Origin of the sequence: Pseudomonas pudica, assembly GCF_015680405.1 — a bacterium.
GTDB lineage: Bacteria > Pseudomonadota > Gammaproteobacteria > Pseudomonadales > Pseudomonadaceae > Aquipseudomonas > Aquipseudomonas pudica.
This window is the reverse complement of record NZ_JADLJS010000007.1, coordinates 94,770-107,501: the sequence shown is the minus strand read 5'-3', so window position 1 is coordinate 107,501 and position 12,732 is coordinate 94,770. Positions and strand designations below refer to the sequence as shown.

The window sequence follows — 12,732 nt, the reverse complement described above, 5'->3', positions numbered from 1 at the left end:
AAGCCGGCTCCCACAGTTACTGACAGGTTTCAAGGCCGGTGCGGTCCCTGTGGGAGCTGGCTTGCCGGCGATAAGGCCAGTGCAGGCAGTGTATCAACTGCCGGAAAACCCATTCTGCCGCCACGCCTCATACACCGTTACAGCCACGGTATTGGACAGGTTCAGGCTACGGCACCCCGGCCGCATTGGCAGGCGCAGACGTTGTTCGGCCGGCAGGCTGTCCAGTACTTCGGTCGGCAAACCACGGCTTTCTGGCCCGAACAGGAAGGCATCACCCGGCTGGTAGGCCACTTCGTGGAAGGGATGCGAGCCCTTGGTGGTGAAGGCAAACAGCCGTGGATTGCCCAGGCTTTCCAGGCATCCGGCCAGGCTCTCGTGGCGCTTGAGCGTGGCATACTCGTGGTAGTCCAACCCCGCGCGCCGCAGGCGCTTGTCATCCAGTTCGAAGCTGATGGGCTCGATCAGGTGCAGGTCGCAGCCACTGTTGGCGCACAGGCGAATGATATTGCCGGTATTCGGCGGAATTTCTGGTTGAAAAAGGATGACGTGAAACATGCACGGCTCCAAGCGTGAAGATGACGAGCATTCTACCCCTGAACCGGACGTGCGTTCGAAGGCGTTCCCGCGGGTGATGCTGTCGCTGGCGATCGTCGGCTTGATGGTGGGGCTGATGATCGGCCGCCTGACCACGCCCGAAGAGCGCGAGCTGCAGCAGGTGGAGGTAGTGCAGGATGGCCTGGAGCTGTGGTTCAACGAAGAACCCCAGCTGCATGGTGAGAATGTGGACGGTACGGTAGCACTGTTGTTCCAGGCCCAGGGCACGGCCCGGCAAGGGCAACTGAGCCTGCAGGGCAAGCCTGTGAGCTGGCGGGTGCAGAATAGCAAGGAAGGTCTGTTGTTGACGGTGGTGGCCGCGCGCCCTCTGCACGGCGAGTGGGCCGGTGCAGAGGACGCTGGGCGCTGGCGTTTGCAGGTGAAACTGCACGAATAAAAGAGGGGATATCCCGGCCTGCCTGTACCAGGGTCCCCGAAAGGGGTACTGCGTATAAAGGGGGGATGGCCCGGCCTGCCTGTACCGAGGTCCCCAAAACTGGCGATGTTGCGAATAAAAGAGGGGTTCACCCGGCCTGCCTGTACCAGGGCCCCCGAAACTGGGTATGTACTGTCCATTGCAGGTGGCGTGCCAATTTTTAAACGCCCATGAATATTGGGTTTCAGGGTGAATTGGCCGTTTTTTGAGGGGGTTTGTGCCTTAGTGAGGTGCATCGGGCACAGGATCGGTGCATCGAAGGGCTGAAATGTTCGGGGCCGCAAAGCGGCCCCGAGGATCAATGGGTTTACCGGAACTCAGTGGTCATCACCTTCCTCATCATCGCCACCCGCCACATTCATCCCCAGCTCCTTGATCTTGCGGGTCAGGGTATTGCGCCCCCAACCCAGCAACAGTGCCGCATCGCGCCGACGGCCAGCGGTGTGCTTGAGCGCCGTCTCGATCATGATCCGCTCGAAGCTCGGCACTGCGCTGTCCAGCAGGCTGGTTTGCCCACGTGCCAGCGCCTGGTCGGCCCACTGGCGCAGGGCCTGCTCCCAGTTGGTTACCGGGGCGGCGTCCTGTGGCAGGTTCAGCAGCTCTGGCGGCAGGTCGCCGATCAGCACTTCGCGGCTGGAAGCCATCACGGTTATCCAGCGGCAAGTGTTCTCCATCTGTCGCACGTTGCCGGGCCATGGCAGGTTGCGGATGAACTCCTCGGTTTCCGGCTTGAGGATCTTCGGTTCGACCGCCAGTTCCTGGGCGGCGCGGGCGAGGAAGTGGCGGGCGAGGGCGGGGATATCCTCGCGGCGGTCGGCCAGCCGTGGAATGTGGATGCGAATCACGTTCAGGCGGTGGAACAGGTCCTCGCGGAACTTGCCGGCCTGTACCAGCGACTCCAAGTTCTGGTGGGTGGCGGCGATGATGCGCACGTCGACCTTGACCGGTACGTGGCCGCCCACGCGATAGAACTCGCCATCGGCCAATACCCGCAGCAGGCGGGTCTGGGTGTCGGCAGGCATGTCGCCGATTTCGTCGAGGAACAGGGTGCCGCCGTCGGCCTGCTCGAAGCGGCCCCGGCGCAGGTTGGCGGCGCCGGTGAAAGCGCCCTTTTCATGACCGAACAGCTCGGACTCCATCAGGTCCTTGGGGATGGCTGCCATGTTCAGGGCAATGAATGGTGAGGCCGCGCGCGGGCTGTGGCGGTGCAGGGCGTGGGCCACCAGCTCCTTGCCGGTACCGGACTCACCGTTGATCAGCACGGTGATGTTGGAGTGGCTGAGGCGGCCGATGGCGCGGAACACCTCCTGCATTGCCGGTGCTTCACCGATGATTTCCGGCGTGCGCGCCAGGCTCTGCGGCACATCCAGCCCTTGTTGCTCCTGGGCGTGTTGGTTGGCGCGCTTGACCAGCGAGACCGCCTCGTCCACATCGAATGGTTTGGGCAGGTACTCGAAGGCACCGCCCTGGTACGACGCAACGGCGCTGTCCAGGTCGGAGTGGGCGGTCATGATGATGACCGGCAGGCGTGGGTGCTGCTCACGGATCTGTGCCAGCAGGTCGAGGCCGCTGGTGCCCGGCATGCGGATGTCGGAAATGATCACGTCCGGTTGCTGACGTGCCAGGCGGCCCATCACGCCATCGGCGCTATCGAAGCTCTGGGTGGTCATGCCTTCCTGTTGCAGGGCTTTTTCCAGGACCCAGCGGATGGAGCGATCATCGTCGACGATCCATACGGTTTCACTTCGGCTCATGAGGCGGTGGCTCCTTGTTCCAGGGGCAGGTAGATCGAGAATGCGGTGTGGCCTGCATGGCTTTCACACTCGATCAGGCCCTGGTGCTGGCTGATGATGTTCTGGGTAATGGCCAGGCCCAGCCCGGTACCGTCCGGGCGACCGCTGACCATGGGATAGAAGAGGGTGTCCTGCAGTTCCGGCGGGATGCCCGGGCCGTTGTCGATGATCTCCACCCGCGCCACCAGGCGATGGCGCACATGGCCGATGGTGAACTGGCGCAGGGCACGGCTGCGCAGGGTGATGCGGCCCAGGCGCAGTTCGTTCTGCGAGCTGATCGCCTGCATGGCATTGCGCACGATGTTGAGTACGGCCTGGATCATCTGCTCGCGGTCGACCAGTACATCAGGCAGGCTGGGGTCATAATCGCGCACCAAAGTGATGCAACCCTGGCTTTCGGCCTCTACCAGGCTGCAGACCCGCTCAAGCACTTCGTGGATGTTGGTCATGGCCAGCGACGGCAACTTGTTCGAGCCGAGCATGCGGTCGACCAGGTTACGCAGGCGGTCGGCTTCCTCGATGATCACGTTGGTGTAATCGCGCAGGCCTTCTTCAGGCAGCTCGCGGGCCAGCAGCTGGGCTGCGCCGCGGATGCCGCCGAGGGGGTTCTTGATTTCGTGGGCCAGGCCGCGCACCAGCATCTTTGTTGTTTCCTGCTTGCTCAGCTGGGCCTCTTCCTTGGTGATGCGCAGCAGCCGGTCACGCGGGTGCACCTCGAGCAGCAGCAGGGTCTGGCCCTGGTGCAGAATCGGCGTTACCGCGTAGTCTACGGTGATGGTCTGCCCTGTCAGCGAGGTGAGTTGCGCTTCGCGCTTGGTGAACGGGTGCGCCTGTTCGACCGCCTGGCGCAGCGAGCTGAGCGCCTCGGTCGACTCGGTGAACAGTTCGCTGATGAACTGCCCATGGCTGCGCTGGCCACTCACTGCCAGAAGCATTTCCGCGGCCGGGTTCATGTACTCCAGGCGCAGCTCGGCGTTGAGCAGCAGCGTGGCGGTGGTCAGGTTGTCCAGAAGCAGACGGTGCTGGGCATCGCTGATGGTCATAGGGCGTCGTCGACCTCTTTTGGCGCGTGTCGGGCATGGGCGCGGCCATGGTCGGGCGCGCGGTGGATCCGCTGATTCCAGTCTTTTGGCAAAAAATGCAAAAAACAAACCAAGGCTCCGAAAAGAAGCGGAATTTGCCGATAAAGCCCTGGAAACGGGAAAAACCGCACCAGAATGAACTGATTAAACGGTTCACGTGATCGCTTTTGGGGTGCATTCGGGGGCGTCAGCTCCTGGAATGCACCAATATGGAGCATAGGTGGTTTCAGGTTTTATCGCACAGTTTGCTCGAGGCACGAATCATCGCCTGCTTGAGGGCAATGGGTTGAGGCCGTTTGCGGAGCTTGGTTGCCAGCTGCCGAGCACAGTCCGCCCTTCGTTCTTTGTCGAAGGCAGCGAGGGAGTGCAGCAGTTCGGCTTGCAATCTGTCCAGTTCGGGTCGTAGCTCGCTTGTCAGATCGCGACGATGTGCATCCGGTGCGGCGCCTCGACGCTGCCAGCGCTCAAGCAGGGCGTATTGCATCATTTTGTGTGCTTCGATCTGGTCTGCAAAAAAGCGCGTAGCTCGCTCGGCTGGTAGCTGATGGCGCCATGCGCTGTTGCGAACCCTGGCCTGGACTTGCTGCTCCCTCTCGGTGTCCTGCACAGCCTTGCCATTGTCCCACTTGTACAAGGCAATAGACTCGGCAGTGGCCAGGCGCTTCTCGATAGCATCGATCAGGGTGTCAAAGGCGTTTTCGCTTGTCGCGTCAAGCGGTAGGCATTCGGCTTCTGGCGTTGAAAACGGCAGGTCTTCATTGCTAGCGTGGAACACCATGACAGTGGCGGGCTGCCCAGTGGTGTGCCCGCGGTGCACTTCCCCTTGAAGTTCGGCCAGCGTCTGGCCTGCAACCAGGCTTGTGCGCTTGCCGTCGCGGGTTTCCACCTCAAGTCTGCCCTCGGTCAGATAACCTAGATTAAGCGCCTGGTGACAGTGCCAGCCAAGTGTGGTGTGGGCGGGAATGCTGACTTTCACCAGCGACAGCACTGGTCGCCCTTCGGGGTAATTGCCATAGGCGGTACCGTCCCAACTGCCGGTGGCGCGGTGAAGCACCTGCGACGTTGCCTGGCCTGGCGCGGTGGCATTGCTACCACAGCCGATGAGGAGGACGGATACGGTAATCATCATGGGTAGAAGTTTGCGCATGGCGTGATGTCCGTTGACTGAAGGGACGCCTACCGTGCGTGCTGAGGGGGCGGCGAAATGTCAGCGGCATCTGCCGGTTCTGTATGAAATCGAGGACGCAGCCACGGAAACGAAAACGGCCTCCCGAAGGAGGCCGTTCGTGATCATGTCATCGGCGCGAGGCGCCGATCAGATCAGCAGCTGTAGTACAGCTCGTATTCCAGCGGGTGAACGAAGGTGCGGACCTTGATTTCTTCTTCGCTCTTCAGCTCGATGAAGGCATCGATGAAGTCGTCGGAGAACACGCCGCCCTTGGTCAGGAACGCACGGCCCTTGTCCAGCTCTTCCAGAGCTTCTTTCAGGCTGCCGCAAACCTGCGGGATGTCCTTGGCCTCTTCAGGCGGCAGGTCGTACAGGTTCTTGTCGGCAGCATCGCCTGGGTGGATCTTGTTCTGGATACCGTCCAGGCCAGCCATCAGCAGGGCGGCGAAGGCCAGGTACGGGTTGGCCGATGGGTCCGGGAAGCGAGCTTCGATACGGCGGGCTTTCGGGCTGCCGACGTAAGGAATACGGATCGAGGCAGAACGGTTGCGAGCCGAGTAGGCCAGCATTACCGGGGCTTCGAAGCCTGGAACCAGACGCTTGTAGGAGTTGGTCGATGGGTTGGTGAAGCCGTTCAGGGCCTTACCGTGCTTGATGATACCGCCGATGAAGTACAGGGCGGTGTCGGACAGGCCGGCATAGCCTTCACCCGAGAAGGTGTTCTTGCCGTCTTTCCAGATCGACATGTGCACGTGCATGCCCGAGCCGTTGTCGCCGTACAGTGGCTTAGGCATGAAGGTGGCGGTGCGGCCGTAGGCGTCGGCAACGTTGTGCACGACGTACTTCAGCGCCTGTACTTCGTCAGCCTTCTTCACCAGCGTGTTGAACTTGACGCCGATTTCGTTCTGGCCGGCAGTCGCCACTTCGTGGTGGTGAACTTCGACGGTCTGGCCCATTTCTTCCAGGGCGTTGCACATGGCGGTACGGATTTCGTGGTCGTGGTCGAACGGCGGAACCGGGAAGTAGCCGCCTTTCACGCCTGGACGGTGGCCTTTGTTGCCGCCTTCCACGTCAGCGCCGGTCATCCACGAGCCTTGCTCGGAGAAGATCTTGAACATCGAACCGGAAATATCCGACTGGAACTTCACTTCGTCGAAGATGAAGAACTCTGGCTCCGGGCCTGCGAATACGGTGTCACCGATGCCGGTGCTCTTCAGGTACTCTTCGGCGCGCTTGGCGATGGCGCGAGGGTCGCGATCGTAGCCCTGCATGCTCGAGGGGTCGACGATGTCGCAGGTGATGATCAGGGTCGGCTCTTCGGTGAACGGGTCCAGTACGGCAGTTTCGTCGACCGGCATCAGGATCATGTCGGAAGCTTCGATGCCTTTCCAGCCAGCGATGGAGGAACCGTCGAACATCTTGCCGACTTCGAAGAAGTCGTCTTCCAGTGCATCACGCGCCGGCATGGTCACGTGGTGCTGAGTGCCTTTGGTGTCCGTGAAACGCAGATCAATCCACTTGACGTCATGATCTTTGATGAGTTGAACCGACTTCGACATGTTGTCCTCCGGATGGTCTAGAGCGCGGTGGGCCGCTGCCCTGGAAAAAGGGTGTTGCCGGGCGCGGATAGTCGGCCAAGCTTACCTGCCTCACAAGGGAGCAAATTGCATGCCAGTGCCCGAAAATGGCGAGGGCGGGATAAAAGGGGGCGTTTGCGGGCATTTGGCGTAGGGTTGGCGGTTAAAAATGCACTCTTAAGATGCGAATTTTGGTAGCAGTGCACCAATAGCGTGCATTGCTTGAGTTGTGTGCTTTCTTTGAGGGCCTCATCGCGGGCTCGCCCGCTCCCACAGGGGATAGCACAACCTTGGAAATGTGTGCGGTCCCTGTGGGAGTGGGCGAGCCCGCGAAAGGGCCGGAGCAGGCAGGGCAAAACCCGCTTCCTGCATTTATCTGAAAGCTTCTGATCAAAAGTTGGTCAAATCCTGAGCAATTTCCGCTATAATTCGCGCCCCTCATTTTCGGCAGGCCCTGCGCGCGCTGTTAACCAATGAAACTTATCGTCAAAGTCTTCCCAGAAATCACCATCAAGAGCCGGCCGGTGCGCAAGCGCTTCATCCGCCAGCTCGGCAAGAACATCCGCAACGTGCTCAAGGACCTCGACCCTGAGCTCGTGGTCGATGGTGTCTGGGACAATCTCGAAGTGGTCACCCGCGTCGAAGACGAGAAAGTCCAGCGCGAAATGATCGAGCGCCTGACCTGCACCCCCGGTATCACCCACTTCCTGCAGGTAGAGGAATACCCGCTCGGCGACTTCGATGACATCGTCGCCAAGTGCAAGCAGCACTTCGGCCACCTGCTGGCCGGCAAGCATTTCGCCGTGCGCTGCAAGCGCGGCGGCCACCACGACTTCACCTCGATGGACGTCGACCGTTACGTCGGCAGCCAGCTGCGCCAGCAGTGCGGCGCCGCCGGCATCGAGCTGAAGAACCCGGAAGTGCTGGTGCGCATCGAAATTCGCGACCAGCGTCTGTACGTGATCCACAACCAGCACCAAGGCATCGGCGGCTACCCGCTGGGCGCCCTGGAGCAGACTCTGGTGCTGATGTCCGGCGGTTTCGACTCCACCGTGGCGGCCTACCAGATGATGCGCCGTGGCCTGATGACCCACTTCTGTTTCTTCAACCTCGGCGGCCGTGCCCACGAGCTGGGCGTTATGGAAGTAGCCCACTACTTGTGGAAGAAGTTCGGCAGCAGCCAGCGCGTGCTGTTCATCAGCGTGCCGTTCGAGGAAGTGGTCGGCGAGATCCTCAACAAGGTCGACAACAGCTACATGGGTGTGACCCTGAAGCGCATGATGCTGCGCGGTGCCGCGCACATGGCCGACCGCCTGGAGATCGACGCTCTGGTCACTGGCGAGGCGATTTCCCAAGTGTCCAGCCAGACCCTGCCGAACCTGTCGATCATCGACTCGGCCACCGACAAGCTGGTGCTGCGCCCGCTGCTGGCCAGCCACAAGCAGGACATCATCGATCAGGCCTACGCGATCGGCACTGCCGACTTCGCCAAGCACATGCCAGAATACTGCGGCGTGATCTCGGTAAATCCGACCACCCACGCCAAGCGCCACCGCATGGAGCATGAAGAGAAGCAGTTCGACATGGCCGTGCTGGAGCGCGCACTGGAACGCGCCCGGCTGATATCCATCGACCATGTGATCGATGAACTGGGCAAGGACATCGAAATCGAGGAAGTGACCGAGGCGCTGCCCGGCCAGATCGTCATCGACATTCGTCACCCCGATGCCCAGGAAGACGAACCTCTGGTGCTCGACGGTATCGAAGTCCAGGCCATGCCGTTCTATGCCATCAACAGCAAGTTCAAGCATTTGGATGCCAACCGTCAGTACTTGCTGTATTGCGACAAAGGTGTGATGAGCCGTCTGCACGCACACCACCTGCTCAGTGAGGGACATGCCAATGTGCGTGTTTATCGTCCGGCATAAGACGCCAGGGCTGTATGGCGGCAGCATCCGCCATCGCCCTCCCGACCATCGGGCCCGCTGAGCCTCAAACCGTACATATTCGCCGCCTACACTGGCGGCAACCGAATCCTCTGATCGAGATACAGTTGTGATCGAAAATCTGCGTAACATCGCCATCATCGCCCACGTTGACCATGGTAAAACCACCCTGGTAGACAAACTCCTGCGCCAGTCCGGCACCCTGGAGCGTAACGAGCTCAACGACGAGCGCGTGATGGACTCCAACGACCAGGAAAAAGAGCGCGGCATTACCATCCTGGCGAAAAACACCGCCATCAACTGGAACGGCTACCACATCAACATCGTCGACACCCCCGGCCACGCCGACTTCGGTGGCGAGGTTGAGCGTGTAATGTCGATGGTCGACTCCGTGCTGCTGCTGGTCGATGCCCAGGACGGCCCGATGCCGCAAACCCGCTTCGTGACCAAGAAGGCTTTCGAAGCTGGCCTGAAGCCAATCGTCGTGATCAACAAGGTTGACCGCCCTGGCGCGCGTCCTGACTGGGTTCTGGACCAGATCTTCGACCTGTTCGACAACCTCGGTGCCACCGATGATCAGCTGGACTTCCAGGTTGTCTACGCTTCGGCCCTGAACGGCATCGCCGGTCTGGACCACACCGACATGGCCGAAGACATGACCCCGCTGTACCAGTCGATCGTCGACAACGTACCTGCGCCGAACGTTGACGTCGATGGCCCGTTCCAGATGCAGATCTCCGCTCTGGACTACAACAGCTTCCTCGGTGTTATCGGCGTTGGCCGTATCGCCCGTGGCCGTATCAAGCCGAACACCCCGGTTGTTGCCATCGACACCGAAGGCAAGAAGCGTAACGGCCGTATCCTCAAGCTGATGGGCCACCACGGCCTGCACCGCGTCGACGTTGAGGAAGCCCAGGCTGGCGACATCGTCTGCATCAGCGGTTTCGACGAGCTGTTCATCTCCGACACCCTGTGCGACATGAACCACGTCGAGGCGATGAAGCCACTGACCGTTGACGAGCCGACCGTTTCGATGACCTTCCAGGTCAACGACTCGCCGTTCTGTGGCAAGGAAGGCAAGTTCGTCACCAGCCGCAACATCAAGGAACGTCTGGACAAAGAACTGCTGTACAACGTTGCACTGCGCGTTGAAGAAGGCGACTCGGCTGACAAGTTCAAGGTTTCCGGCCGTGGTGAGCTGCACCTGTCGGTTCTGATCGAAACCATGCGTCGTGAAGGCTTCGAGATGGCTGTAGGCCGCCCTGAAGTGATCATTCGCGAAGTCAACGGCGTGAAGCAGGAGCCGTTCGAGAACGTCACCATCGACATCCCTGAAGAATCTCAGGGCAAGGTCATGGAAGAAATGGGCTTGCGTAAGGGCGACCTGACCAACATGGCGCCGGATGGCAAGGGCCGTGTACGTCTGGAGTACAACGTGCCTGCTCGTGGCCTGATCGGTTTCCGTAACCAGTTCCTGACCCTGACCAACGGTGCCGGCATCCTGACCTCGATCTTCGATCGCTACGACACCATGAAAGCCGGCCAGATGTCCGGCCGCCTGAACGGTGTACTGGTTTCGATCGAGACCGGCAAGGCGCTGACCTACTCGCTGGAAACCCTGCAGGCTCGCGGCAAGCTGTTCATCGAGCACGGCCAGGACATCTACAACGGTCAGATCATCGGTCTGAACAGCCGTGACAACGACCTGGGCGTGAACCCGACCAAGGGCAAGAAGCTCGACAACATGCGTGCTTCGGGCAAAGACGAAGTCATCGCCCTGGTACCGCCGGTTCGCCACACCCTGGAACAGGCCCTGGAATTCATCCAGGACGACGAGCTGTGCGAAGTGACTCCGAAGTCGATCCGCCTGCGCAAGAAGATCCTGGACGAAGGCGAGCGTACCCGCGCTGCCAAGAAAGCCAAGGCTTGATCGTCTAGCTTGAGCTGAAACGAGAACGCCCCCGGTCGAAAGGTCGGGGGCGTTTTTGTTTATCGGGTTTTTGTAGGGGATATCTCAAGCGGATGTAGGTTGCATCTTTCACGGCCTTTTGCGACTTGTGTGCGCTTGTTGTGAGGCCTAGCGTGAAGTGCTTTCTTGAAGCAGGAAGCATGCACATGAATTATCGTTTAGCGTTGGCCATCCCTTGCCTGATGGCTGGCTTGCAGGCTTGTGCCGTGCAGGACTGTGCCAACCCGCGTCCGCAAGATGTCGTCCAGTGTCATATTGGCAAGGTGCGTCAGGCACCCTTGGAAGCCGTATTGCTAGAGCAAGCCTCCGAGCCTGGCTATGAGTTCCGTCGCTTGCAGATGGTCTCCCAGGTGTGGGAGCCAGCCCCGGTGGTTGAGCCGCACCGCTGGGAGCATGATGTCGAGCTGCATATCCCACACAATGCCGTGCCCGGCAAAGCCTTGCTGGTTGTGAACAACGGTGTGCGGTTCGGGCCGGCGCAAACTCCTGACTATACCCGCGAGGCATTACGCGAAGTCGCCCTCAAGGCACGGATGGCCGTGGTCATGATCAGCGATGTGCCCAATCAGTACGTGACCTTCAACGATAACGAGAAGCCCTTGCGTGAGGATGACGCCGTGGCCCATACCTGGGCGCATGCGCTACGCGGCGCCGCGCCGGAATTGCCACTGCACGTGCCGATGGCCGCGGCGGCAAGCCGGGCGATGGATCTGGCCGAGCAAGAGCTGGAAAAGCAAGGGCTCACTGTTGATCGCTTCATTATCACTGGCGCCTCCAAACGCGGCTGGAGCGCATGGCTCACGGCATTGGCCGATGAGCGGGTAATGGCCATCGTGCCCAGTGTGATCGACGTCGCGGATACTTCGGACATGCTGGCCGGATTGCGCAAGCGTTATGGTGGTCACTGGCCCTTGGCACTGGGTTCCTACCAGCAGGCCGGTGTCCTGCAACAGCTGGGAACGCCGGCATTCGAGCGGCTGATGGCGATGATGGACCCGATGCAGTACCTGAACGAAAAAGGGCAGCGTCTGGCCATTCCCAAGTACCTGGTGTCCGCCAGCGGTGACGATTTCTTCGCCCCTGACCCGGTCACTGACTATCAGCAGCGCTTGCCAGGCCAGACCAGCCTCAGGGTGCTACCCAATTCGGACCATGGTGGAGTGCGTCAGGCGGTTGTCAGCACCTTGGTGCCTGCGCTGACGCGCTTGCGCGATGGCACACCTTTGCCAAGCGTGCAGGTATCGGCGAGCGGCCATGCCGGGCAGATGAGCGTCGGCTTCTCTGAGCCGCCCGTGGCGGTGAAGCTGTGGACGGCGAGCAACAGCCATGACCGCGACTTCCGCTATGCCTGCGGTGTGCGCTACCAGTCCGAGACGCTCGCTCCCATGCAGAGCTTCACACTGCGGCACACCGCGCCGGCTGTAGGCTGGCAGGCGCAGTTCATCGAAGCGAAATTTGCTGACGGCTTCATCGCCACCAGCCCGGTCAGCGTGCTGCCGCAGACTTATCCTGAGCATCCGCCGATGGATCATGGCGGTGCGTGCAAGAGCTTCCCCGCTGGTGGGTAGTGGAAGGCTGGTCTAGCGCGAGGCCACCTTTGGCTTGTAAGCACAGTAACCTGGCCGCGGCCCGACCTTGGGGTGGTTGCGGCAGGTATCCGGCCGCTTGTCATAAATGGTGCACAGCCGGCTTTTACGATCCAGGTACAGGCAGTCATCATTGCTCATCCGGGTCAGGGTGAAGATTCCCGACTTCTGGTTGAAGCGTTCGATGATGCCGTCCTTCTGCAGGCGTTTGGCGATGTTCTTCGGCGGTTCGTCTTTCTCGAACTCGTCGACCACGCCGATACGGATCAGATCCTTGATCTTCACCTCCACCGGCAGGGTGCAGCAGGTCGAATGGCAGCCATGGCACATGTTGCTGGTGTAGCGCTGCCAGGTCTCCAGGCGGTCGACTTCGGCTGCGGCGATCAGGGTCGTTTTCATCGTTATGGTGGTGTATCACGGTCTTGGGGCGCGCGATCATACCGGAATTGTTCAATTTATGAACAACCTTTTGCCGGAATCGCAGAGTAGGCATGAAAACTGCGAACGGTAACTGTCACTCCCTGTCGAAGGGTCTAGGCTCAACAGTCTCCCTCCGTTTTCGTCAACTTGCCCGAGGATGC

Annotated in this window: 11 protein-coding genes; 4 read left to right on the top strand and 7 right to left on the bottom strand. The window is 60.6% G+C overall.

Annotation, left to right across the window (positions count from 1 at the left end):
- Nucleotides 1-93: 93 nt before the first annotated feature.
- Complete coding sequence (trmL, locus tag IRZ77_RS07835; RefSeq protein WP_046613495.1) at nucleotides 94-555, bottom strand: tRNA (uridine(34)/cytosine(34)/5-carboxymethylaminomethyluridine(34)-2'-O)-methyltransferase TrmL; 462 nt, start codon at nucleotides 553-555, stop codon at nucleotides 94-96.
- Between trmL and IRZ77_RS07830 the strand changes: the two genes are divergently transcribed.
- The gene (locus tag IRZ77_RS07830) at nucleotides 554-991 is read left to right on the top strand and encodes a hypothetical protein (protein WP_046613493.1); all 438 of its coding nucleotides are present in this window, start codon (nucleotides 554-556) and stop codon (nucleotides 989-991) included. The genes trmL and IRZ77_RS07830 overlap by 2 nt on opposite strands.
- Before the next feature lie 356 nt (nucleotides 992-1,347).
- On the opposite strand, the gene ntrC is transcribed toward IRZ77_RS07830, so the two are convergent.
- The 5 genes from ntrC to glnA all read right to left on the bottom strand — a co-directional run bounded on the left by ntrC (nucleotide 1,348) and on the right by glnA (nucleotide 6,632).
- Nucleotides 1,348-2,784, bottom strand: coding sequence for a nitrogen regulation protein NR(I) (gene ntrC, locus IRZ77_RS07825; protein WP_046613491.1), 1,437 nt, complete (start codon nucleotides 2,782-2,784; stop codon nucleotides 1,348-1,350).
- Nucleotides 2,781-3,866 carry a nitrogen regulation protein NR(II) gene (gene glnL, locus IRZ77_RS07820; RefSeq protein WP_013974577.1) on the bottom strand — a complete coding sequence of 362 codons (1,086 nt, stop codon included), beginning with the start codon at nucleotides 3,864-3,866 and terminating at the stop codon, nucleotides 2,781-2,783. Before glnL ends, ntrC begins: the two co-directional genes overlap by 4 nt.
- Nucleotides 3,863-4,123: a hypothetical protein gene (locus IRZ77_RS07815; RefSeq protein WP_153671376.1), complete on the bottom strand. Its 261-nt coding sequence runs from the start codon at nucleotides 4,121-4,123 to the stop codon at nucleotides 3,863-3,865. The genes glnL and IRZ77_RS07815 overlap by 4 nt, the downstream gene beginning before the upstream one ends.
- An 8-nt stretch (nucleotides 4,124-4,131) precedes the next feature.
- Nucleotides 4,132-5,052, bottom strand: coding sequence for a gamma subclass chorismate mutase AroQ (aroQ, locus tag IRZ77_RS26900; RefSeq protein ID WP_108480222.1), 921 nt, complete (start codon nucleotides 5,050-5,052; stop codon nucleotides 4,132-4,134).
- A gap of 173 nt (nucleotides 5,053-5,225) precedes the next feature.
- Complete coding sequence (glnA, locus tag IRZ77_RS07805) at nucleotides 5,226-6,632, bottom strand: type I glutamate--ammonia ligase (protein ID WP_015272115.1); 1,407 nt, start codon at nucleotides 6,630-6,632, stop codon at nucleotides 5,226-5,228.
- A gap of 491 nt (nucleotides 6,633-7,123) precedes the next feature.
- On the opposite strand from glnA, the gene thiI reads away from it, so the two are divergent.
- The 3 genes from thiI to IRZ77_RS07790 all read left to right on the top strand — a co-directional run bounded on the left by thiI (nucleotide 7,124) and on the right by IRZ77_RS07790 (nucleotide 12,133).
- Entirely contained in the window at nucleotides 7,124-8,578 is a 1,455-nt protein-coding gene (thiI, locus tag IRZ77_RS07800; RefSeq protein ID WP_085599850.1) for a tRNA uracil 4-sulfurtransferase ThiI, read from the top strand.
- 127 nt (nucleotides 8,579-8,705) lie between these two features.
- Nucleotides 8,706-10,526: a translational GTPase TypA gene (gene typA / locus IRZ77_RS07795; protein ID WP_013974573.1), complete on the top strand. Its 1,821-nt coding sequence runs from the start codon at nucleotides 8,706-8,708 to the stop codon at nucleotides 10,524-10,526.
- Nucleotides 10,527-10,711: 185 nt separating this feature from the next.
- Complete coding sequence (locus IRZ77_RS07790) at nucleotides 10,712-12,133, top strand: PhoPQ-activated pathogenicity-related family protein (RefSeq protein WP_046613486.1); 1,422 nt, start codon at nucleotides 10,712-10,714, stop codon at nucleotides 12,131-12,133.
- A 12-nt stretch (nucleotides 12,134-12,145) separates the two neighbouring features.
- Here IRZ77_RS07790 and IRZ77_RS07785 read toward each other — a convergent pair whose 3' ends face one another.
- Nucleotides 12,146-12,550 carry a YkgJ family cysteine cluster protein gene (locus IRZ77_RS07785; RefSeq protein ID WP_046613485.1) on the bottom strand — a complete coding sequence of 135 codons (405 nt, stop codon included), beginning with the start codon at nucleotides 12,548-12,550 and terminating at the stop codon, nucleotides 12,146-12,148.
- Between the last annotated feature and the right edge of the window lie 182 nt (nucleotides 12,551-12,732).

What these genes read in the sequence shown, in the direction of transcription:
- IRZ77_RS07830 (WP_046613493.1), top strand. Translation starts at nt 554, where the DNA reads ATGCACGGCTCCAAGCGTGAAGATGACGAGCATTCTACCCCTGAACCG.
- trmL (WP_046613495.1), bottom strand. Translation starts at nt 555, where the DNA reads ATGTTTCACGTCATCCTTTTTCAACCAGAAATTCCGCCGAATACCGGC.
- ntrC (WP_046613491.1), bottom strand. Translation starts at nt 2,784, where the DNA reads ATGAGCCGAAGTGAAACCGTATGGATCGTCGACGATGATCGCTCCATC.
- glnL (WP_013974577.1), bottom strand. Translation starts at nt 3,866, where the DNA reads ATGACCATCAGCGATGCCCAGCACCGTCTGCTTCTGGACAACCTGACC.
- IRZ77_RS07815 (WP_153671376.1), bottom strand. Translation starts at nt 4,123, where the DNA reads ATGCTCCATATTGGTGCATTCCAGGAGCTGACGCCCCCGAATGCACCC.
- aroQ (WP_108480222.1), bottom strand. Translation starts at nt 5,052, where the DNA reads ATGCGCAAACTTCTACCCATGATGATTACCGTATCCGTCCTCCTCATC.
- glnA (WP_015272115.1), bottom strand. Translation starts at nt 6,632, where the DNA reads ATGTCGAAGTCGGTTCAACTCATCAAAGATCATGACGTCAAGTGGATT.
- thiI (WP_085599850.1), top strand. Translation starts at nt 7,124, where the DNA reads ATGAAACTTATCGTCAAAGTCTTCCCAGAAATCACCATCAAGAGCCGG.
- IRZ77_RS07790 (WP_046613486.1), top strand. Translation starts at nt 10,712, where the DNA reads ATGAATTATCGTTTAGCGTTGGCCATCCCTTGCCTGATGGCTGGCTTG.
- IRZ77_RS07785 (WP_046613485.1), bottom strand. Translation starts at nt 12,550, where the DNA reads ATGAAAACGACCCTGATCGCCGCAGCCGAAGTCGACCGCCTGGAGACC.